Origin of the sequence: Nocardia aurea, from assembly GCF_003123685.1 — a bacterium.
GTDB lineage: Bacteria > Actinomycetota > Actinomycetes > Mycobacteriales > Mycobacteriaceae > Nocardia > Nocardia aurea.
The window spans coordinates 217170-238878 of sequence record NZ_QCYJ01000084.1; the positions used below are offsets into that span (position 1 = coordinate 217170).

Here is a 21709-nt window from a genome sequence, read left to right on the forward strand (position 1 = left end):
TACCGTCTCTCTCGTGTCTCGAGAATCTCGCCGGTCGAACATCCCACCTTTTTACGTGATGGATGTGTGGAAGGCAGCCGCGCAGCGCGCGCGAACACACGGTGACGTGCTGGTGCTGGCGGCCGGGCAGCCTTCGACGCCCGCGCCCGCTCCGGTGCTGCGGGCGACGAAGGTCGCCATAGATTCCGAATTGCTGGGCTATACCGAGACTTTCGGCATTCTGCCGTTGCGCGAGGCGATCGCGGACCATCACAGCCGGACCTATGGGCATCCGGTCCATCCGGATGAGGTGGTGGTGACGACGGGATCCTCCGGCGCGTTCACCCTCCTCTTCCTCGCGGCGTTCGACCCCGGTGACACCGTCGTGGTGGCCAGGCCCGGTTATCCGGCCTATCGCAACAGTCTGGCCGCGCTCGGCTGCCGGGTGGTCGAACTGGACTGCGGCGCGCAGACCCGGTTCCAGCCGACGGTGGCGATGCTGGAGGCGCTGCCCGAACCGCCCGCGGGCCTGGTGGTGGCCAGCCCGGCGAATCCGACCGGGACCATGATCGCCCCGGACGAACTCGCCGCGCTGGCTCGCTGGTGCGAGGCGAACGGGACGCTGCTGATCTCCGACGAGATCTATCACGGCATCACCTACGAGACCACGGCGTTGAGTGACCGCACTGCTTCGGCGTGGGAGACCTCGCGCGAGTCCGTGGTGATCGGCTCGGTGTCGAAGTACTTCTCGATGACGGGCTGGCGTCTGGGCTGGATGCTCGCCCCGGCCGATCTGCGTCCGGCGTTGCAGCGGCTCGCGTCGAATATGACGGTGTGTCCGCCCGCGATTTCGCAGTGCGCGGCGTTGCACGCCTTCGGTCCGGACGCGAAAACCGAACTGGACGGACATGTTCGGCGCTATGCGGCGAACCGTCGGCTACTTCTGGACGGACTGCCGAAATTGGGCATCACCGATCTCGCCCCGGCGGACGGCGCGTTCTACGCCTACGCCGATATCGGCCATCTGACCGATGATTCGCTCGCGTGGTGCGCGCGAGTGCTCGAGCACACCGGTGTCGCCCTCGCTCCCGGCATCGATTTCGACACCGTTTCCGGCCACCGAACAGTTCGCTTCTCGTTTGCTGGAGCGACAGCGGATATAGAAGAGGCGTTGACACGACTCGGCCGTTATCTGGACGGCTGACGCGGGCTCGAAGCCGGTAGTCGAAGGTCAAGTACTGCAACAACTTTCCACAGACCGTCCCACGGGGCGTGCCGATGGGGTAGAAAATCGGTAGCTGGGTTTCCCCTCACGATTTCGCACGGAATGAACTGATGATGACTGGCACGATGGCACGGTGATAACCGCGACGACCCCGAAAGGCGAACGGCGTCGCCAGGCTCTGGTAGCGGCCGCCGCCGAGTTGTTACTCGAAGGCGGATTCGATGCGGTACGGCATCGTTCGGTCGCGACGCGGGCCGATTTGCCGCTCGCGTCGACGACCTACTATTTCGAGTCCCTCGAGGATCTGATCGCGCGTGCGGTCGAGTTCAGCGGCAACGCCGAATTGGACACGATGCGCCGCCGCATCGGCGAAGTGAGTCATCGCCGACGTGGCGCCGAGGCGACCGTCGACCTGGTGCTCGATCTGTTGATCGGCGCCGACGAGGCCGCGCGCGGCCAGCTGATCGCTCGCTACGAGCGCTCGGTGGCCTCGGCGCGCCATCCCGAGCTCCGCGGCGTGCAGTTACGCCTGCGCGCGCAACTCGACGAACTCCTGGCCGAGGTGCTCCGCCGCTCCGACCGCACGGTCCGGCCCGAACAGCTGCGCCGACTCGTCGCCGTGGTCGACGGCGCGGTGGTGGCGGCGCTGAGCGAGATGGATCCGGAGCCGCGGCGGATGGCCCGTGGCGCACTGCTCGAAGTCATCGATATCGTCGCTCCGGCGACGCCCCAGCAAGTGGATCGCTTCCGGGCACTAGACTGACGCCACGTGAGCGAGCGCAGTGGGTCATCCTCAGGAGAGCCAACCGTAGGGACAGGGCGCATGTGCGCGCAGGATCCGAGCGTCAGCGAGGTGCGATCGTGAGTCTGGTTCCCAATGTCCTCGCCACCAGGTACGCCAGCCCGCAGCTGGTACACCTCTGGTCCCCCGAGAACAAGATCGTGCTGGAGCGGCGGTTGTGGCTCGAGGTGCTGCGTGCGCAGTCCGAGCTCGGCGTCGGTATCCCGGACGGTGTCGTGGCCGATTACGAGCGGGTCGTCGACCAGGTGGATCTGGCCTCGATCGCCGAGCGCGAGCGGGTCACCCGCCACGATGTGAAAGCCCGTATCGAGGAGTTCAACGCGCTGGCCGGGCACGAACACGTGCACAAGGGCATGACCAGCCGCGACCTCACCGAGAACGTCGAGCAATTGCAGATCCGGCTGTCGCTGGAACATGTGCACGCGCACGGTGTGGCGATCGCCGCCAGGCTGGCCGAGCGTGCCGCCGAGTACCAGACCCTGGTGATGGCGGGTCGTTCGCACAATGTCGCCGCGCAGGCCACCACGCTCGGCAAACGTTTCGCCTCGGCCGCCGACGAACTGCTGATCGCGTTGAGCCGGGTGCGTGAACTCGTCGACCGGTACCCGCTGCGCGGGATCAAGGGGCCGATGGGCACCGCGCAGGACATGCTCGATCTGCTCGACGGTGACGCGGACAAATTGGCCGCCCTGGAACATCAGGTGGCCCGTCATCTCGGTTTCGCGACCGTGCTGACCAGCGTCGGTCAGGTGTATCCGCGCTCGCTCGACCACGATGTGCTCTCGGCGCTGGTCCAGGTGGGCGCGGGCCCGTCCTCGTTCGCGCACACGATCCGGCTGATGGCCGGGCACGAACTGGTCACCGAGGGTTTCCAGCCCGGCCAGGTCGGTAGTTCGGCGATGCCGCACAAGATGAACACGCGTTCCTGCGAGCGAGTCAACGGCCTCCAGGTGGTGCTGCGCGGTTATGCCTCGATGGCCGCCGAACTCGCGGGCGCGCAATGGAACGAGGGTGACGTCTTCTGTTCGGTGGTGCGTCGCGTCGCGCTGCCCGACGCCTTCTTCGCGATCGACGGCATGATGGAGACCTTCCTGACCGTGCTCGCCGAATTCGGGGCCTATCCGGCCGTGATCTCGCGTGAACTCGACCGATACCTGCCGTTCCTCGCCACCACCAGGATGTTGATCGCGGCGGTGCGCGCAGGCGTGGGCCGGGAGACCGCACACGAGGTCATCAAGGAACACGCGGTGGCGGTGGCGTTGGCCATGCGGGAACAGGGCCGCGAACCCGATCTGCTGGATCGTCTCGCCGCCGACGCCCGTTTCCCGCTGGATCGCGCCGGACTCGACGCGGCGCTCGCCGACCGATCGGCGTTCATCGGCGCGGCCTCCGCGCAGGTCGGCGAGGTGGTCGCCACCGTGCAGAAACTGGTCGACAGCTACCCCGAGGCGGCGCGCTACACCCCGTCCCCGATTCTCTAGCGGCATCACGGTTTCCGTGCCGACACCGCGTCCGCGCGTCGTCGGCACGGTCCGGGTTAGGGTGCCGGGGTGAATCCGTACACGATCTTTGCCGAAATCGTCGCCGGGCGTGCGCCCGCGTCCACGGTGTACGAGGACCAGGACGTCTTGGCATTCATGGATATTCGTCCGATGACGCCGGGACATCTGCTGGTCGTGCCGAAAGTGGCGGCCCGCGATCTGTCCGAACTCGATCCCGAGGTCGGCGGAAAACTGTTCAAGGTGGGGCAGTTGCTGGCGGCGGCGCTACGGGATAGCGAGGTCGGCTGCGATGGGGTTAACTTCTTCTTGGCCGACGGTGTGCTGGCCGGGCAGGAGATATTCCATGTGCACCTGCATGTCATCCCGCGCACGGCGGGCGACGGCTTCGGGTTGCGCGGTCGCCCGACCAGTCCGCATCGCGTCGACCTCGACTATCTCGCCGGTTCCATCCGGGGCGCGCTCGAACGGCGCGGCTGACGCCCGGTGTCTCCGTCGAGATATTGACGGACCGGGAAGTTTGCTGAACAGACGCTCTCTGGCCGATTCTCGCCCGTGATTTCGTAGCTCGAGTTACGTTTGAGGTCGTCAGTGCGTGTTGATGGAGGTGGGACGTGCGACTTTCAAAGTTTGCTGTCTCTATGCTGTTTATCGCGGGGGCGCTGCTCGGGCCGGTGGTCGCCCAACCGGCGACGGCCACCGCCGCGCGGATCGTCCGGATCGATGAGGTGAGCCCGACCAGGTCCGAGGTGTACATCGACTCACCCGCGATGGGACGCACCATCCAGGTCGATGTACTGCACCCGGCCGGTGGCGGTGGCCGCCCGTCCTACTACCTGCTCGACGGCCTCGATCCCGGCGTGGGACAGAGCACCTGGCTCAACGCCACCGACGCCGAGCCGTTCTTCGCGGGCAAGAATCTGAACGTGGTGCTGCCGGTGGGCGGTCAGGCGGGTTACTACACCGACTGGCAGCAGGACGATCCGCATTTCGGCCGATACAAGTGGGAAACCTTCCTCACCCGTGAACTGCCGCCGATCATCGACGCGGAATTCGACGGCAACGGTGTCAACGCCATCGGCGGACTGTCCATGGGCGGTAACGCGGCTTTCATTCTGGCCGCGCGCAATCCGGAGCTGTACCGCGCGGTCGCGGGTTACAGCGCGTGCCCCGACACCGGCCTCGCGACCGGCGCGGTGATGTTCTCCATCGCCAACCGTGGCGGCAACCCCGGCAATATGTGGGGTCCGCCGGGGAGTAGGGCGTGGGCCGAACACGATCCATCGCTGTTGGCAGATCGCTTGCGCGGCAAGACGATCTACCTGTCGACCGGTACCGGAGTGCCCGGTCCGCACGAAGCGGAGATCAAACCGCAACTGGCGGAGAACATCATCCTCGGCGGCCCGGTCGAGGTGGGCATCAACACCTGCACCGTCGCCTTCGACCAGCGTCTGCGATCCCTCGGTATCCCGGCCAGGATCGAATACAGCCCCACCGGAACCCATTCCTGGTCCTACTGGCAGGACAAACTGCACGCCTCGTGGCCGACCATCGGCCCCGCCATCGGGGCGTAAGCTCGCGGCTCCCGTCGATCAGGGGCGTCGCCGCACCACGCGGACGACGGCCACGAGCACCACCGCCGCGGCGAGTGACGCCGCGCCGAGAATGACTGTGCCCGCCGGGAATCCGAACATCTCGACGTATTCGGTGGCGATCACGCGCTGACGGTAGTCGTCATCGGTGGGCGCGGCGGCGAAGGCGAAATCCGTGGTGATGGCGTCGGGCCGATGGATGCCCACGGAAAGTTCGGTCAGGTAGTCGTGACCGCCCGCGGCGAGGTCCTTCAGGTCCTGATCGTCGAAATCCTCGACTCTGCCCGCGAATTCGACGTTGTTGTACTGCGTGTCCGCGTCGGCGTCGACACGCCGCACACGGTGATCGCTGAGCAGGTACAGACGCACCGTCTGCGGATCCTCGGCCGCGCTGGACATTCGCATCGGGTACACGAAACGATCGGAGTCGAAGGTGAGCCGAATCGGGTCCAGCGCGCCGGTCAGCGTCCTGGCGCCGGTGAGTTTGACGGCGACGAACGACCAGTTCTCGCGCAGATAGGGGTCCAGGCTGGCGGTCACCTCGGGGCGCATCGCATAGCCGTTGGCGCCCAACCAGTTCCGCAAACCGTCCAGGCTGCCGCCGGACAGGGTGGTCGCCTCGATCGGTCCGAGCCGGACCTGCTCCACGACGGTCGGTCCGCTGCCGGGCGGGGCCGCGGCCGAGGTATCGCCGCCGCCGTCACCGGAGAACCAGTGCCGTTCGGTGACGATCTCCGGCGCCGTTACCCGCGCAAGTTCGGCGAAGGTCTGCGCCGAGCCCGCGCTCACCCGCGCCGGGGACGGCGTCGGCACGATCAGCGCGGCGTGGTCGGTGCCGGACTCCAGGGCCAGTCGCATCACGATCGTCTCGCGGCGTCCGTCCCATCCGGCCAACGCCACTTCGTCGTGGACGGTGGCCGTATTACCCGGACTGACCACCCCGCCGCAGGCACAGGCGGAGGCGGGAGCGAAGGCGCCGAAGCCGACCGCGGACAGCAGCAGCGCGGCGGTCGCGGCGAGGCGAACGACGGTATGGGTGCGCATTCGGCGAGCCTAGTGGCGTCGAGCCCGCGGTGACGCGGAGTTCGCTCGTCGCCCGGAGGGCGCGACCGGGGAACAGTAGGGTGGACCGCATGTCTGTCGAGAGTGTGGTGGCGGCGCCGATCGCCAAGACGGTGCCGACCGAGCGGGTCCATCACGGCGACGTCTTCGTCGACGAATACGAATGGCTCCGGGACAAGGAAAACCCCGAGGTCATCGCCTACCTGGAGGCGGAGAACGCCTATACCGAGGCCAGGACCGCGCATCTCGGCGGCCTACGCGACACGATCTTCGACGAGATCAAATCGCGCACCCAGGAGACCGACCTCTCGGTGCCGACCAGGATGGGCCAGTACTGGTACTACTCGCGCAGCTTCGAGGGCAAACAGTACGGCGTGCACTGTCGGTGCCCGATCGACGCGAATGCCGACGGCATCGACGCGTGGACCCCGCCCCAGCTGGAAGTGGGAACCGAGGTCGAGGGCGAGCAGGTATTGCTCGACAGCAATGTGCTGGCCGAAGGACACAACTTCTTCGCGCTCGGCGCGTTCTCCCTCAGCCACGACGGCACCCTGCTGGCCTATTCGGTCGACACCGTCGGCGACGAGCGCTACACACTACGCTTCAAGGATCTGGGCACCGGCGAACTGCTCGGCGACGAGATCGTCGGCACCGCGCCGGGCGCGACCTGGTCGCTGGACGGCACGCACGTCTTCTATCAGACCGTCGACGAATCGTGGCGTCCCGACACCGTCTGGCGGCACCGCCTCGGCACCGCGACGGAGGCCGACGCGAAGGTCTTCCACGAGCCCGACGAGCGCTACTGGGTGAGTATCGGCGCCACCCGCTCGGAGAAGTTCTTGATGATCTGGGTCGGCTCCAAGATCACCACCGAGGGCTGGGTCCTGGAATCCGATAATCCGGAGGGCGAGTTCCGGGTCATCCTGGAGCGTCGCGAAGGCGTCGAATACTCGGCCGAACACGCAGTGATCGCCGGTGAGGACCGGTTCCTGATCCTGCACAACGATGTCGTGGACGGGGTGAAGGCGCAGAATTTCGTGCTGGCCGACGCCCCGGTCGCCGATCCGTCGAATATGACCCTGCTGATCGGGCACCGCGACGACGTGCGGCTGGAGGATATCGACCCCTTCTCCGATCACCTCGTGCTCAGCTACCGTCGCGAGGCGCTGACCAGGGTCGCGATCTGGCCGCTGACCGACACCGGCTACGGCGAGCGCAGAGAACTCGAATTCGACCTCGAATTGTTCTCGGTCGGTTCCGGCTCGAATCCGGAATGGGAGCAGCCGACGCTGCGGATCGGTCTCACCTCCTTCATCACCCCGACCCAGGTCTTCGACTACGTCCCCGCCACCGGGGCGCTGTTGTTGCGCAAGGAACAGCCGGTGCTCGGCGGCTACGACGCGAACGACTACGAGCAGCACCGCGATTGGGCACTGGCCGAGGACGGCACCCGGGTCCCGATCTCGCTGGTGTGGAAGAAGGGTCTGCCCGAAGGTCCGAAACCGTTGCTGCTCTACGGGTACGGGTCCTACGAGGCCAGTATGGATCCGGCCTTCTCGGTATCGAGGCTGTCGCTGCTCGATCGCGGCATGGTGTTCGCGGTGGCGCATGTGCGCGGCGGCGGTGAGATGGGCCGACTCTGGTACGAGAACGGGAAAACCCTCACCAAGAAGAACACCTTCACCGATTTCGTCTCCTGCGCAAGGCATCTCATCGATACCGGGGTCACCGTCGCGGATCGCATGATCGCCGACGGCGGCAGCGCGGGCGGGCTGCTCGTCGGCGCGGTCGCCAACCTCGCACCCGAACTGTTCGCGGGCATCCTGGCCAACGTCCCGTTCGTCGACCCGCTGACCTCGATCCTGGATCCCTCGCTGCCGCTGACCGTCATCGAATGGGACGAGTGGGGTAACCCGCTGGCGGACAAGGACGTCTACGACTACATGAAGTCCTACGCCCCCTACGAGAATGTCGAGGCCAAGGACTATCCCGCGATTCTGGCGATCACCAGCCTGAACGACACCCGCGTGCTCTACGTGGAGCCCGCCAAGTGGATCGCCAAACTGCGCGTGACCAAGACCGGGGATTCCCCGCTGCTGCTCAAGACCGAGATGAGCGCGGGTCACGGCGGTGTCAGCGGCCGGTACGAGAAGTGGAAGGAAGTCGGGTTCGAGTACGCCTGGGTGCTGGACACCCTCGGCCTGTCGGGCGAGTAGTTCGACCGCCGGCGCGGGTTCGAAACCCGCGCCGTGCTCTCGGCGCGGACCGTGACGGGGAGTTCGTCGTGATGTCACGTTCGCTGCATGTCGGCGTCACACGGACCTGACACCGTTGATCCATGAACGCCGAGCTGATCGTGTCCGTGTCGGGGATCCGGGACACCACCCGGGATGCCGCGATCGAATTCGCCGCCGAGATGGACCGGCGCGAGATCCGCCTCTCGCTGCTGGTCGCGCCCCGGCTAAAGGGCAAGTACCGCCTCGCCGAGGATCCCGCGACCCAATCCTGGCTGCGCGGGCGGCGAGCCAGGGGCGATGCCATCGTGCTGCACGGCTACGACCAGGCCGCGACCAAGAGTCGTCGCGCGGAATTCGCCACGCTGCCCGGGCACGAGGCCCGGCTGCGGCTGACCGCGGCGGATCGGGTGATGGAACAGGTCGAATTGCGCACCCGGCTGTTCGCCGCGCCCCGCTGGGACGCCTCGGCGGGAGCCATCGAGGCATTGCCGTCCGTGGGATTCCGGCTCGCGCTCGGCCTCACCTCGGTACTGGATCTGGAACGCAACACCGCGCAGCGCGCCAGGGTGTACGGGATCGGCGAGGGTTTCCGCGCGGAACCCTGGTGGTGTCGTGCGCTGGTGATGGGCGCGGCGAGGACCGCGCGCCGCGGCGGCATCCTGCGCCTGGCGGTCTCGGCCGCGCAATTGCAGCGCTCGGGTCCGCGTCAGGCCATGCTCGACGCGGTCGATCTGGCCCGCTACTACGGCGCCGTCAGCGAGGTATATCGCTGGGAGCCGTTCGTCGCCGCTCGGGCGGCGTGAGAGACGCCGCCCTGTGCGGTGTGGTCGGGAATGTCGCGGGTGTATCCGGTCGGGATCACCCAGCTGACGCCCGATCGGCGTCGCCGCCCGGTACAGGCGTGAACGGGCGGCGACGTGCGGCGTCGTCGGACGCGATCAGCGGACCGGGGCGACCTGCTCGATCGGCACGGCCGCGGTGGCGCTGTGGGTGAATCCGCCCGCCTCGGCGCTGGACAGACCGAGCGCGTGTTTGCACAGCACGGTCAGGCAGCGATCCATATCGGCCAGTAGCAACTCCACCATGTCGTGGGTGAATCCGTGCCGGATCACCGCGCGCATGATCGTCTCCTCGCTCCGGTCGGCGGGCAGCGGATATGCGGCGATCAGCCAGCCACGGCTGCGCAGCCGGTCCGACAGGTCGTAGAGATTGAAGTTCTGCTCACCCCGCAACCGCCACGACACCGCCGTGATCCCGAGGTTCGGATCGCCCGCGTGGATCAGGTCGAACAGTCCGGTCGCTTCCAGTCCTTCGGCGAGATACTGTGCGACCCGGTAGATTTCGCTCTGCACGCGGGTGTAGCCGCGTCGGCCGAGCCGGATGAAATCGTAGTACTGGGTGATGGCCTGCCCGCCGGGGCGGGAGAAGTTGAGATTGAAGGTGGCCATCGCACCGCCGAGGTAGTCGACGTTGAAGATCAGCTCCTGGGGCAGGTCGGCCGGTTCGCGCCAGATCGCCCAGCCCGCACCGAGCGGCGCCAGACCGGTCTTGTGGCCGGAGGCGTTGATCGATTTCACCCGGGGCAAGCGGAAATCCCACACCAGATCCGGCGCGCAGAACGGCGCGAGGAAACCGCCGCTGGCCGCGTCGACGTGTATCGGGATATCGACGCCGGTGGCGGCCTGGATATCGTCGAGTGCCCTGCTGATACCGGCGACGTCCTCGAACAGTCCGGTGAAGGTCTGCCCGAAGGTCGGCACCACCATGATGGTGTTCGCGTCGCAGTAGGCGGCGATATCTTCCGGACGCATCATGTAGTGGTCACCGCGCAACGGGACCTGGCGGATCTCGACGTCGAAGTATCGTGCGAACTTCTCCCAGCACACCTGCACCGGTCCGCAGACGAAATTCGGTGTGCCCTGTCCGCCGCGCGCCCGCCAGCGGAATTTGGCGGCCAGTCCGCCGAGCATCGCGGCCTCGCTGGAGCCGATGGTCGACGTGCCGAGGACGGTGGCCGGATCGGGAGCGTTCCACAGGTCCGCGACCATCCGCACGCCGCGCTTCTCCAACTCGGCGGTCTGCGGGTACTCGTCCTTGTCGACGATGTTCTTGTCCAGCGATTCGGCCATCAGCCTGCGCGCGTAGTCGTCGGTCCAGGTGGTGCAGAAGGTCGCCAGATTCATCCGGGAAACCCCGTCGAGCAGTAATTCGTCGTGCACGAGCTGGTAGGCCACCTGCGCGAACATCTCCTTGTCGGGGAATCCGGCACGGGGTGCGCCGTGTTGTAGCCCGGCCATGGCGAACAGGTCATCGGCTTCGATATCTTCGGGCATCTCGCCTCCAGGGCGCGTTGGCGGAAAATATTTGCCGGTTCCGTGCTTTGGCGCACGGGACTCGATGAAATTCATTGTCTTGCTTGAGTATCAATACCACAAGATATGTTGCCAAATGATGGCTATTCACATCAATCGGGCGATTCTTGGGCGGACGTGGTGTCTGTCCGGGCATCGCCGGCCGTATTTGCCGATTCATCGCTCTAGCCTGCCTGCGACACGGACCGCGCGGTCCGGCGAATCGAAGCGTCGGACCGCGCGGTCCGTGCCAGAGTAAATCCGGGCTCGGCGAATACCCGGCGGCGCGGGCAGAATCGAAACCGGAGCAGACGACGACGTGAGGGTGACGACATGACTTCCGACGATCCGCACACCGCCGAGCTGCGCGGCCGGATCTCCGCGCTGATGGGAAGGGCGAAAGAGGATCTCACGCAGTTGGTCTCGTTCAAATCGGTGGCCGATCCGCGACAGTTCCCCGCCGAGGAATGCGAGCGGACCGCGCACTGGGTGGCAGACGCCTTCGCCGGGGTCGGGCTCACCGACGTCGGACTGCACGAGACCAAGGACGGCAGTAAAGCCGTCGTGGCCCGCCGAACCGCGCCGCCGGGCGCGCCGACAGTGCTGCTGTACTGCCACTACGACGTGCAGCCCCCGCTCGACAACGGCGCATGGCGCACCCCCGTGTGGACGCTGACCGAACGCGACGGCCGCTGGTACGGGCGCGGAGCCGCCGACTGCAAAGGCAATATCGTCATGCACCTGACCGCGCTGCGCGCCCTGCGCGAGGTCTGCGGTGACGATTTCCCGGTCGGCGTCACCCTGGTCGCCGAAGGTTCCGAGGAACAGGGCACCGGCGGCCTGGAGGCCTTCGTGCCCGAGCACGCCGACCTGCTGCGCGCCGACGCCCTGCTGATCTGCGACAGCGGCAATGTCGCCGTCGGCATACCGACCTTCACCGAGACCCTGCGCGGCAACGTCACCGTCGTCGTCACCGTCGAAACCCTCGCGGGCCCCGTGCATTCCGGCATGTACGGTGGAGCCGCGCCGGACGCGCTCGCCGCGCTGATCCACCTGCTCGCCACACTGCGCGACGCTCGCGGCAATACGACGATCGTGGGCCTACCCGCCGACCAGGAATGGCCGGGAGTCCAGTACGCGGAGGAGAACTTCCGCGCCGACGCCGGGGTGCTCGGCGGTGTCGGCCTGACCGGTGACGGCACCATCGCCGACATGCTCTGGGCCAGGCCGGCGTTGACCGTGCTCGGCATCGACGCGCCGAAGGTGCTGGGATCGTCCGCCGCGATCCAGCCGTCGGCCCGGGCCCGCCTGAATCTGCGCATCCCGCCCGGTATCGACCCGGAAACGGCACTCGAGGCACTCACCGCCCACCTGATCGCGAATACGCCGTGGCACGCGAAACTCACCGTGACACCCGAGGCCACCGGCGCGCCGTTCCGTTCCGGATCGGGCGGACCGGCCCGCACCGCGATGGAGGCGGCGCTGGCCGCGTCCTACGGCAAGCCCGCCACCACCCAGGGGCAGGGCGGTTCCATCCCGCTGTGCACGGTCTTCGCGAACACCTACCCCGACGCCGAGATCATGCTGCTCGGCGTCGAGGAACCGCGCTGCCGGATCCACGCCCCCAACGAAAGCGTGGACCCCACCGAAATCGAACACATCGCCCTGGCCGAGGTCCTCTTCCTCACCCGATACGGCGCCGACGGCAGCTGGGACCGGCCCGTCGGGCCGTGACCTAGGTCGCGAACTCGCGCTCGCTCTCGGCATCGATGGTGGTGAATTCCGTTCCGGCCGGACCCATTTCCGACAGGCGCCCGAAATAGATACCCCTGGCCTCCGGTGCGACGATGCCGAAATGGATCGGTACGGCGGTGCGCGGGGCGACCGCGCGCAGATAGTCGACGGCCTCGCTGATCCGCATCCACGGCGCCGCCGCCGGAATCGCCAGCACACCGACCGGCGTCGACGGCACCCACAACGAATCACCCGGATGGACCAACTGCGCCGGGTCGTCGGCGGTGCCGAGCTGGAAGACCGTGTTGTCGATCACCGGGATGTCCGGATGGATCACCGCGTGCCTGCCACCGCCGCCGGTGATCCGCAGATCGCCCAACTCGACGACCGCGCCCGCGTGCACCGCCTCCCACGCCTCCCCGCGCAGCGCCGCCGTCTGCGGATCGGAGAACAGTCGAGCGCCCGGATTTGCGTCGATCAGAGCCTCGATACGCTGCGGATCGATGTGATCGGGATGCTGATGGGTCACCGCGATGGCATCCAGACCGGTGATGCCCTCGAATCCGTGCGAGAAATTACCCGGATCGAACAGCACCTTCCTACCGTGCAGCTTGACCAGGATGCAGGAGTGGCCGAAGTGAGCTATTCGCATGGACCCATGCTATTTGCAGCGTGCCGCTTCTCACCCCACCCCGCACGGTGTCGGGACGCCGACGGCGACTAGGATTTCGCTGGTAACCCCCCGAATACCACTTGAGGAGCAACGCGTGGCAAAGGTCGTGGTCGAGGTGATGCCGAAGGCCGAGATCCTGGATCCGCAGGGACAGGCCATCGCCGGTGCGCTCCCGCGTCTGGGATTCGCCGGAGTCTCGGATGTACGGCAGGGCAAGCGATTCGAACTCGATGTGGACGAAAGCGTCAGCGACGCCGAACTCGAGCAGATCGCCGAAGCCCTGCTCGCCAACACCGTCATCGAGGAGTGGAAGGTGGTCCGCGTCTCATGAGCGCGCGGATCGGAGTCATCACCTTCCCCGGAACCCTCGACGACGTCGACGCCGCCCGCGCGGTGCGCCGATCCGGAGCCGAAGCGGTCGACCTCTGGCACGCCGACGCCGATCTCAAACAGGTCGACGCCGTCGTCGTACCCGGCGGCTTCTCCTACGGTGACTACCTGCGCGCGGGCGCCATCGCCCGCTTCGCACCCGTCATGGGCAAAGTCGTCGAAGGCGCGCGCCAGGGACTGCCGGTACTCGGCATCTGCAACGGCTTCCAGGTGCTCTGCGAAGCAGGTCTGCTGCCGGGCGCGCTGACCCGCAACGATGGCCTGCACTTCATCTGCCGCGACGAATGGCTGAAGGTGGAATCGGTGGATACGGCGTGGACCTCACGCTACGAACCCGGTGCGCAGATCCTGATCCCGTTGAAATCCGGTGAAGGGCGCTACCAGGCGTCGACCGAGGTGCTCGACGAACTCGAAGGGGAAGGGCGGGTCGTTTTCCGGTACGCCGGAGACAACCCCAACGGGTCACAGCGAGGGATCGCGGGGATCGCGTCGGCCAACGGCCGCGTCGTCGGGTTGATGCCGCATCCGGAACACGCCACCGAGCCGCTGACCGGACCGAGTGATGACGGTATGGGGCTGTTCCTTTCGGTACTGGACAGCCTCGTAAGGGCTTGAATTTTGGCGGCCGGGGCCGCGTGTTCGCGGCCCCCTTTGTCTCGCGTCCGAGCGGTCGAGACTGGCGACTTCGTCGCTTCGCTTCGACCGCTCGGACGCGAGACGGGCCGCGAACGGGCGCTCGTAAGGCTCGCGCCGTGGGGTGGGGTGGGTGTGGATTGTTGCTCGGTGGTTGGCGTGCGAGGGATTGGGCAGGACTATCCGGGTGGGGAGTAGGCCGGGTGGTGGCGTGGCGGTCGTGGACAACCGGGGCGCTGCGTTCTGAGTGAGAGATCGAGTTTGCCGGTCGGGGGATGGGCTTCGTGGTGTGGCGTCTCGGTGCATGCGGCTCGACCGTGTGATGCCTCCGGGCGGTGATCGTCTTGTCGAGAATCCGGTTGTTGTGCGGCGCCGGTTGTTTCGGCAGGGGGCGGTGGTGGGGCGGTGGGTGTTCATCGCTGAGAAATCATGTACCGCTGTCGATTTCGAGGGCGCGACACCATCGTCGGCGGGGGGTGGGGAGGGGTGTCGCGGTGGGGAAACTCGGCGCGGGGTGTTGTCTCGAATCCTCGGGTGCAGGTCTGGGCTCTCACCGAACTCCGGTGTTCGGTACTCTGCTCTCGTTCGAGCGAATTCATGGCGGGCGGGAAATAATGACAACCATTGTGAGCGGATATTCGACGCTGCATGGTGCGCTGCGAGCCGCGGAGCGCCGGTGGCTGCATCACCTCGATGCGGCATTGTGCGCGAAACAGCTTTCGGCCGACCAGTGGGCAATGTTGTCCAATTTGTCCACTGAGGCTGGTGTGACTATGAGTGAATTGGCTTCGCGGTCGCAACTGCCGCCTTCGTCGGCCACTCGGCATGCGGACTATCTCGCCGCGCGGGGATTGATCTATCGGGTTGCCGCCGAAGAGGATCGACGGCGAATTCTGATCGGGCTCAGTAATCTCGGCGCGGATCTCGTCGCCGCGGTCCGTATCGAGGAAACCCGTGCTGAGCAGGGATTGCAGTCCCGCCTGGGGGCGCGTCGTTTCGCCGAGTTGATGCGTCTGCTCGATCTGGTCGCGGCCGACCCGGAGTAGCGGTGTCGGCGGTCGTCGCGCGACATTCGTCGGATGTATCGCATTCGGGCGAATTGTGGTTGTTGGAATCTCTTGTGATGTGAGTTTCTTTTCGGGCGAGCGGGTATGGGTGCTTATGTCCGAATCGGGAAGGTGGCGCTATTGCGCCAATCACGAATGTGCACACTACACATCGACTGCGGGCGTGGGACCGGATCATTGATCGGCTCAGCTCATTTCGGTTGATTCGAATCGAAGTATTCGTTTCGGGTGATCTCGTCGCGACGAGGAATGGACGTCGGGGACCGAGGAAAACGGGTCTGTAATTGTTCGGGCGTGTGCGCTATGTCGCGTCGTGCGGGTGGTTCGTGAGGCGACCGGCCGTCTGTGCCTAGGATCGCCTGCATGCCGGTTTCGACTACTTCCGCCACCGCGAGTGGGCTCTGCTCTTTCATCGACGAGTCGCCGTCGCCGTTCCACGTCTGTCGGACCGTCGCGCGCGAACTGGACGAGCGGGGATTCACCCGGCTGTCGGAGTCGCGGCCGTGGGAGCAGGGCGCGCCGGGTCGGCACTATGTGGTGCGCGGCGGGTCGCTGGTGGCCTGGGCCACCGAGGACGCGGCGGGCGCGACGCCGTTCCGGGTGGTGGGCGCGCATACCGACAGCCCGAATCTACGGGTCAAACAGCATCCGGATTTCGTGGTGGCCGGCTGGCAGATGGTCGGGCTGGAACCCTACGGCGGCGCGTGGTTGAACTCCTGGCTCGACCGTGAACTCGGCATCTCGGGGCGGTTGAGCGTGCGCGACGGAAACGCCGTGCGCGAGAAGTTGGTTCGTATCGACGATCCCATCCTCCGGGTGCCGCAGCTCGCGATCCACCTGTCCGAGGAACGTCGCGGCGTCACTCTCGATCCGCAGCGGCACGTGAACGCGGTATGGGGGCTCGGGGCCGAGCCGAGGTCGTTTCTCGCCTACGTCGCGGAGCGGGCGGAGGTGTCGGCGGCCGATGTACTCGGCTGGGAGTTGATGACCCACGATCTGACGCCGAGCCGCGTCATCGGCCGTGACGCCGATCTGGTCAGTGCGCCCAGGTTGGACAACCAGGGCACCTGTTACGCGGGTCTGCGCGCGTTCCTGGCCGCCGTGGACGCACCGGGCGCGGCCATTCCGGTGCTCGCCATGTTCGACCATGAGGAGGTGGGGAGCCAGTCCGATCGCGGCGCGCAGTCGGATCTGCTGCCGACGGTGCTGGAGCGGATCGTGCTCGGGCGCGGCGGTGGCCGCGCGGAATTCCTCGCGGCGCTGTCGGGCTCGGTGTGTGCCTCCGGCGATATGGCGCACGCCACCCATCCGAACTATGCCGAGCGGCACGAACCCGCGCACCGCATCGAGGTCAACGGCGGTCCGGTGCTGAAGGTCAACCAGAATCTGCGCTACGCCACCGATTCGTCCGGCGCGGGTGCGTTCGCCCTGGCCTGCGCCCAGGCCGGAGTTCCGTTGCAGCGGTACGTGCACCGCGCCGACCTGCCGTGTGGTTCGACCATCGGCCCGATGACCGCCGCCCGCACGGGGATATCCACCGTCGACGTCGGCGCCGCCCAACTCGCCATGCATTCGGCCCGCGAGATGATGGGCGCGCACGACGTGGCCTCCTACGCCGCCGCTTTCGCCGCCTTCCTCACCCCCGAGCCCGCGCTCTAGCCCGATCTCGGTCAGCCCGATCTCAGTCGAACCACTCCGGATCGCCGGTGCTGATGAATTCGGCGAGCAGTTCGTGGTCGTGCACCGCGTCTCGCAGCACCGCTCCGAGCTCACGCAGCGCGTCCGGATCGGTTCCGTAGGCGACGAACATGCCCGCCTCGGGATCGAACCGGATGCGCTCGGCCGCATCGGGAAGCCGCGAATTCACCACCGACCGCGCGACCCCCGCCCAGTCGTACCCACCCCCCTCGTACCCCGCCGCGGCGAAAACCCCCTGCGTGGCGAGCATGTGATTGTCACTGAGCATCAGGCAGTAGTTACCCGGCTTGTGGTCGTACTCGAAGAACACCAGCGGAGCGAAGGTCTCACGATCGGTCACCCGCCAGACTCTAGGACGCGGGTACGACAAATGCGTCTCCCTGCGGCACGAGCGTCCCCTCACGTCGCAACCCCTACTCGACGACACCTGTCGTCGGCTCGCCATGGTGCCTGGATGTTCGTACGAGAGCCCCATTCGCGCGCTTCATACCCCGCCGCCCCCACCCGACGCACCCCGCCCGGCGCGAGCTCTACGAGCGCCCGTTCGCGGCCCGTCTCGCGTCCGAGCGGTCGAAGCGCATGCGACGCAGTCGCGAGTCTCGACCGCTCGGACGCGAGACAGAGGGGGCCGCGAACCCGCAGCCCCCGGGCCGCCGAAAACCCAGCGAACCCGCGGCCCCGGCCGCCAATATCACGAGCGTCGCGATCACGTAGCTGCTGCCGATGATCTGCTGCCACCACGCCCATTCGAGTTCCAGATCCTTCGAATGCGGCAGCAGCCATTGCGGGCCGATCAGGAACAGCACCGTCAACGCCGCGACCGTGCCGACGTACCAGCGTTCGCGTCGGCCGCGCGCGATGCTGTCGGCGGCGAGGACCAGCGCGGGCGCCACCCAGACCCAGTGGTGTGACCAGGACACGGGCGAGACGAGAAGTATGGCCGCGGCGTTGACCAGCAGCGCGGCGACGGTCGCGTCCGCTCTGATCAGTCGGCGCATCCAGATCGCGGCGAGGGCGATCGCCACCAGCGACAGCGCGATCCAGATCAGGGTGGCCAGCGAATCGGAGACCCCGAGCCGGAAGGCCATGCCCTTGATGGACTGGTTGCCCGCGAAATACGGCGGGCCGATGCGGCCGGTGTCGGCGAGTGTGTCGAACCAGTATTCGACCGAATCGTCGGGGAAGAGCAGGAAGCCGAGTCCGACGGCGGCGATCGCGGAGACGACCAGCGTGCCCGCGGCCTTCCAGTCGCGGCGCAGCAGGAAGTACAGGAGGTATCCGGCGGGGATCAGTTTCACCGAGACCGCGATACCGATCAGCATGCCGCGCGGCCAGAACGGTTTGCGTACCAGGCAGTCCAGCGAGATCGCCGCCATCAGCACCAGGTTGATCTGCCCGAAGCCGAAGGTCTGGCGCACCGGTTCGAGGAAATTGGCGAATCCGACGGCCGCGATGACGAGGGTGAGCGCGCTCGTGCGGTCCAGGCCGGGACGGATCCGGGACAGCACCAGCCAGAGGGTGATGCTCAGGCTGAGGACGTTGGTGAGGACCACCAGCACTTCCGCCGCCTGTAGCGGTATGAGTGCCAGCGGCGCGAAGAACAGCGCGGCGAGTGGGGGATAGGTGAAGGGCAGGCCGATGCCCTCTACCGGTGGCATCGGGCCGTAGAGCTCACCGCCGTCGAGCCAGACGCGCGCGCCGTTGCGGTAGACCTGTAGGTCGATGTAGCCGTTCCACCAGTGGATGAGCAGCGAGACGAGGACCGATATCGCGAACAGTCCGACGGCGGCGATCAGCCAGCGGGTCTGGTGCGGGGACAGCGGTGACGGGTGTTCGGCCTCGGAACCGGGGCGTGTCTCCGTCGCTGTCGGCTGGTCGGCCGAATTCACCACCCCCGCGCGTTCCGTCACGCCGCACAGCGTAACGGGGTTGCCGACGGGCCGGTCGGTGGCACTCAGGTGCGGGTGGGGGGCGGGCTCCCTCTAGACTGAGGCCGAGGCATTCGCCGCAACCAGTGACAAGGCTCGTCGCTCCGGCTTGCCGACCCCCTGCCCGGCCGAAAGGACCCAGGTACTCCGTGACTCCGCAGGTCGACACCGTCAGCGCAGCCGCAGCAACCCCCGATACGCCCCAGCCGTACAAAGAGCTGGGTCTCAAGGACGACGAATACGCCCGCATCAAGGAAATCCTCGGTCGCAGGCCGACGGATGCCGAACTCGCCATGTATTCGGTGATGTGGAGCGAGCACTGCTCCTACAAGTCCTCGAAGGTGCATCTGCGCTACTTCGGCGAGACCACCACCGACGAGATGCGGGCTTCCATGCTCGCGGGCATCGGTGAGAACGCGGGCGTGGTCGACGTCGGCGACGGCTGGGCGGTCACCTTCAAGGTGGAGAGCCACAATCACCCGTCCTACGTCGAGCCGTACCAGGGCGCGGCGACCGGGGTCGGCGGCATCGTGCGCGACATCATGGCCATGGGCGCGCGGCCCGTCGCGGTGATGGATCAGCTGCGTTTCGGTGCGGCCGACGCGCCGGACACCCGGCGTGTGGTCGACGGTGTGGTGCGCGGCGTCGGCGGATATGGCAATTCGCTCGGCCTGCCGAATATCGGCGGCGAGACCGTCTTCGACGCCTCCTACCAGGGCAATCCGCTCGTGAACGCGCTGTGCGCCGGTGTGATGCGGGTCGAGGACCTGCACCTGGCGTTCGCCTCGGGAGCCGGTAACAAGATCATCCTGTTCGGTGCGCGGACCGGCCTCGACGGCATCGGCGGCGTCTCGGTGCTCGCCTCGGACACCTTCTCCGGCGACGAATCCTCCGGCGGCCGCAAGAAGCTGCCGAGTGTGCAGGTCGGCGACCCGTTCACCGAGAAGGTGCTCATCGAGTGCTGTCTCGAGCTGTACGCGGCCGAACTGGTCGTCGGCATCCAGGACCTGGGCGGCGCCGGATTGTCGTGCGCCACTTCCGAACTCGCGGCGGCCGGTGACGGCGGCATGCATATCGACCTCACCAAGGTTCCGCTGCGCGCGGCCGATATGACACCGGCCGAAATCCTGTCGAGCGAATCGCAGGAGCGGATGTGCGCGGTCGTCACCCCGGCGAACGTGGACGCCTTCATGGCGGTCTGCAAGAAGTGGGATGTGCTGGCCACGGTGATCGGCGAGGTCACCGACGGTGAGCGCCTGATCGTCAGCTGGCACGGCGAGACCGTCGTGGACGTCCCGCCGCGCACCGTCGCCCACGAGGGCCCGGTCTACGAGCGTCCGGTGCGGCGTCCCGACGAGCAGGACGCGCTCATCGCGGACACCCCCGATCGGTTGACCCGCCCCGCGACCGGTGACGAACTGCGCGAAACCCTGCTGCGGATGCTCTCCAGCCCGCAGCTGTGCAGCCGCAAGTGGATCACCGAACAGTACGACCGCTACGTGCGCGGTAACACCGTGCTCGCCGAACACGCCGACGCCGGTGTCATCAGGATCGACGAGGAGACCGGACGCGGTATCGCCCTGGCGACCGATGCGTCGGGCCGCTACACCAAACTCGATCCGTACACCGGCGCCCAGCTGGCGCTGGCCGAGGCGTTTCGCAATGTCGCCACCACCGGCGCGACCCCCACGGCCGTCACCAACTGCCTCAACTTCGGCTCCCCCGAGGATCCGGGTGTGATGTGGCAGTTCCAGCAGGCCGTGCGCGGTCTCGCCGATGGTTGTGTGGCACTGGGCATTCCGGTCACCGGCGGCAATGTCAGCTTCTACAACCAGACCGGCAGTGACGCGATCCTGCCGACGCCGGTCGTCGGTGTGCTCGGCGTCATCGACGACGTGCACCGGCGCATTCCGACCGGACTCGGCCTCGAACCGGGTGAGACACTCATCCTGCTCGGTGAGACCCACGACGAGTTCGGCGGATCCATCTGGTCCCAGGTCGTGCACGACCATCTCGGTGGCGTGCCCCCCAAGGTCGATTTCGCCCGCGAACAGCTGCTGGCCGAAATCCTCACCGCGGGTTCACGCGACGGCATGATCAGCGCCGCGCACGACCTGTCCGAGGGCGGACTGGTCCAGACCGTGATCGAGGCCGCGCTGGCGGGCGAGACCGGTTGCCGTCTCATCCTTCCCGAGGGCGCCGACCCCTTCGTCACCCTGTTCTCCGAATCGACGGGCCGGGTGCTGGTCGCGGTCCCGCGCACCGAGGAGACCCGTTTCACCAAGATGTGCGACGCCCGCGGACTGCCGTGGGCGCGGATCGGCGTCGTGGATCAGGGTTCGGATTCGGTCGAGGTGCAGGGGCAGTTCTCGGTTCCGCTGACCGAGTTGCGGACCGCGTACGAGGGCACGCTGCCCGCGCTGTTCGGCGCGGGCGCACTCTAGACACCGAACCCGGAACGGGCCCGCACCCCTCGTGCCGGGCCCGTCCGGGTTCGCGTTCGTTCGCGACGGTCAGGGATTCTTGAACGGATCGTGTTCGGCCATCAGCTTTTCCATCCTGGCCTGGTCGATGCGGCCGGTCAGCGAAGCGGATTCGTGCCGGTCGCGGACCACCTTGGCCAGGGTGAAGGTGCTGGTCACCAGGAACAGCACGGTCATTCCGAGGAAGCCGCGCTGCCAGGAGTCCAGCGGGAGATAGAAGATGCCGACGCCCGCCCCGAACAAGCTGACGCCGAACGCGATCGCAGCCTGCGCGATATAGGCCGATGTGGTCGTCGGCTGTGCGCTTGGAGTGCTCATGCCTATCGAGTGTGACGATCCGGCGGGCCCCTCGACCG

General features: G+C 67.0%; 19 protein-coding genes. 13 read left to right on the forward strand and 6 right to left on the reverse strand.

Annotation, left to right across the window (positions count from 1 at the left end):
• Positions 1-13 precede the first annotated feature (13 nt).
• The 5 genes from DAT37_RS14285 (at position 14) to DAT37_RS14305 (ending at position 5079) form a co-directional block, all read left to right on the forward strand.
• Positions 14-1183 (forward strand): pyridoxal phosphate-dependent aminotransferase, encoded by a 1170-nt coding sequence (locus tag DAT37_RS14285; protein ID WP_109525203.1) that lies wholly within the window; start codon positions 14-16, stop codon positions 1181-1183.
• Positions 1184-1337: 154 nt separating this feature from the next.
• Positions 1338-1967: a TetR/AcrR family transcriptional regulator gene (locus DAT37_RS14290; protein ID WP_109525204.1), complete on the forward strand. Its 630-nt coding sequence runs from the start codon at positions 1338-1340 to the stop codon at positions 1965-1967.
• 98 nt (positions 1968-2065) lie between these two features.
• A complete protein-coding gene (purB, locus tag DAT37_RS14295; protein WP_109525205.1) occupies positions 2066-3487 on the forward strand; it encodes an adenylosuccinate lyase in 1422 nt (473 codons plus the stop codon).
• Between the two features lie 69 nt (positions 3488-3556).
• Positions 3557-3985: an HIT family protein gene (locus DAT37_RS14300; RefSeq protein ID WP_109525206.1), complete on the forward strand. Its 429-nt coding sequence runs from the start codon at positions 3557-3559 to the stop codon at positions 3983-3985.
• 161 nt (positions 3986-4146) lie between these two features.
• Complete coding sequence (locus DAT37_RS14305) at positions 4147-5079, forward strand: alpha/beta hydrolase (RefSeq protein WP_109525207.1); 933 nt, start codon at positions 4147-4149, stop codon at positions 5077-5079.
• 18 nt (positions 5080-5097) lie between these two features.
• On the opposite strand, the gene DAT37_RS14310 is transcribed toward DAT37_RS14305, so the two are convergent.
• On the reverse strand, positions 5098-6141 hold the full coding sequence (locus DAT37_RS14310; protein ID WP_109525208.1) for a DUF2330 domain-containing protein: 1044 nt from the start codon (positions 6139-6141) through the stop codon (positions 5098-5100).
• Between the two features lie 89 nt (positions 6142-6230).
• Between DAT37_RS14310 and DAT37_RS14315 the strand changes: the two genes are divergently transcribed.
• Both DAT37_RS14315 and DAT37_RS14320 read left to right on the forward strand, forming a co-directional pair.
• Positions 6231-8375 (forward strand): S9 family peptidase, encoded by a 2145-nt coding sequence (locus DAT37_RS14315; protein ID WP_109525619.1) that lies wholly within the window; start codon positions 6231-6233, stop codon positions 8373-8375.
• Between the two features lie 122 nt (positions 8376-8497).
• Positions 8498-9199: a DUF2334 domain-containing protein gene (locus tag DAT37_RS14320; RefSeq protein WP_109525209.1), complete on the forward strand. Its 702-nt coding sequence runs from the start codon at positions 8498-8500 to the stop codon at positions 9197-9199.
• A 135-nt stretch (positions 9200-9334) separates the two neighbouring features.
• On the opposite strand, the gene DAT37_RS14325 is transcribed toward DAT37_RS14320, so the two are convergent.
• Positions 9335-10729 (reverse strand): glutamate decarboxylase, encoded by a 1395-nt coding sequence (locus DAT37_RS14325; RefSeq protein ID WP_109525210.1) that lies wholly within the window; start codon positions 10727-10729, stop codon positions 9335-9337.
• A gap of 351 nt (positions 10730-11080) precedes the next feature.
• Between DAT37_RS14325 and DAT37_RS14330 the strand changes: the two genes are divergently transcribed.
• Positions 11081-12481 (forward strand): dipeptidase, encoded by a 1401-nt coding sequence (locus DAT37_RS14330; protein WP_109525211.1) that lies wholly within the window; start codon positions 11081-11083, stop codon positions 12479-12481.
• 1 nt (position 12482) lies between these two features.
• Here DAT37_RS14330 and DAT37_RS14335 read toward each other — a convergent pair whose 3' ends face one another.
• Positions 12483-13133 carry an MBL fold metallo-hydrolase gene (locus DAT37_RS14335; protein WP_109525212.1) on the reverse strand — a complete coding sequence of 217 codons (651 nt, stop codon included), beginning with the start codon at positions 13131-13133 and terminating at the stop codon, positions 12483-12485.
• 115 nt (positions 13134-13248) lie between these two features.
• Here DAT37_RS14335 and purS point away from each other — a divergent pair, with 115 nt between their 5' ends.
• From purS to DAT37_RS14355, 4 genes are all read left to right on the forward strand, one after another.
• On the forward strand, positions 13249-13485 hold the full coding sequence (purS, locus tag DAT37_RS14340) for a phosphoribosylformylglycinamidine synthase subunit PurS (protein WP_109525213.1): 237 nt from the start codon (positions 13249-13251) through the stop codon (positions 13483-13485).
• Positions 13482-14159: a phosphoribosylformylglycinamidine synthase subunit PurQ gene (purQ, locus tag DAT37_RS14345; protein WP_109525214.1), complete on the forward strand. Its 678-nt coding sequence runs from the start codon at positions 13482-13484 to the stop codon at positions 14157-14159. The genes purS and purQ overlap by 4 nt, the downstream gene beginning before the upstream one ends.
• A gap of 632 nt (positions 14160-14791) precedes the next feature.
• Positions 14792-15223: a MarR family winged helix-turn-helix transcriptional regulator gene (locus DAT37_RS14350; RefSeq protein ID WP_109525215.1), complete on the forward strand. Its 432-nt coding sequence runs from the start codon at positions 14792-14794 to the stop codon at positions 15221-15223.
• 384 nt (positions 15224-15607) lie between these two features.
• A complete protein-coding gene (locus DAT37_RS14355; RefSeq protein WP_109525216.1) occupies positions 15608-16903 on the forward strand; it encodes a M18 family aminopeptidase in 1296 nt (431 codons plus the stop codon).
• A gap of 22 nt (positions 16904-16925) precedes the next feature.
• On the opposite strand, the gene DAT37_RS14360 is transcribed toward DAT37_RS14355, so the two are convergent.
• Entirely contained in the window at positions 16926-17282 is a 357-nt protein-coding gene (locus DAT37_RS14360; RefSeq protein ID WP_198654268.1) for an immunity 51 family protein, read from the reverse strand.
• 190 nt (positions 17283-17472) lie between these two features.
• Entirely contained in the window at positions 17473-18852 is a 1380-nt protein-coding gene (locus DAT37_RS14365) for a glycosyltransferase 87 family protein (protein WP_232839743.1), read from the reverse strand.
• A 167-nt stretch (positions 18853-19019) separates the two neighbouring features.
• On the opposite strand from DAT37_RS14365, the gene purL reads away from it, so the two are divergent.
• Positions 19020-21314, forward strand: a complete 2295-nt coding sequence (gene purL / locus DAT37_RS14370; protein WP_109525218.1) for a phosphoribosylformylglycinamidine synthase subunit PurL — start codon at positions 19020-19022, stop codon at positions 21312-21314.
• 69 nt (positions 21315-21383) lie between these two features.
• On the opposite strand, the gene DAT37_RS14375 is transcribed toward purL, so the two are convergent.
• Positions 21384-21671 carry a YiaA/YiaB family inner membrane protein gene (locus tag DAT37_RS14375; protein WP_109525219.1) on the reverse strand — a complete coding sequence of 96 codons (288 nt, stop codon included), beginning with the start codon at positions 21669-21671 and terminating at the stop codon, positions 21384-21386.
• Positions 21672-21709: the final 38 nt, after the last annotated feature.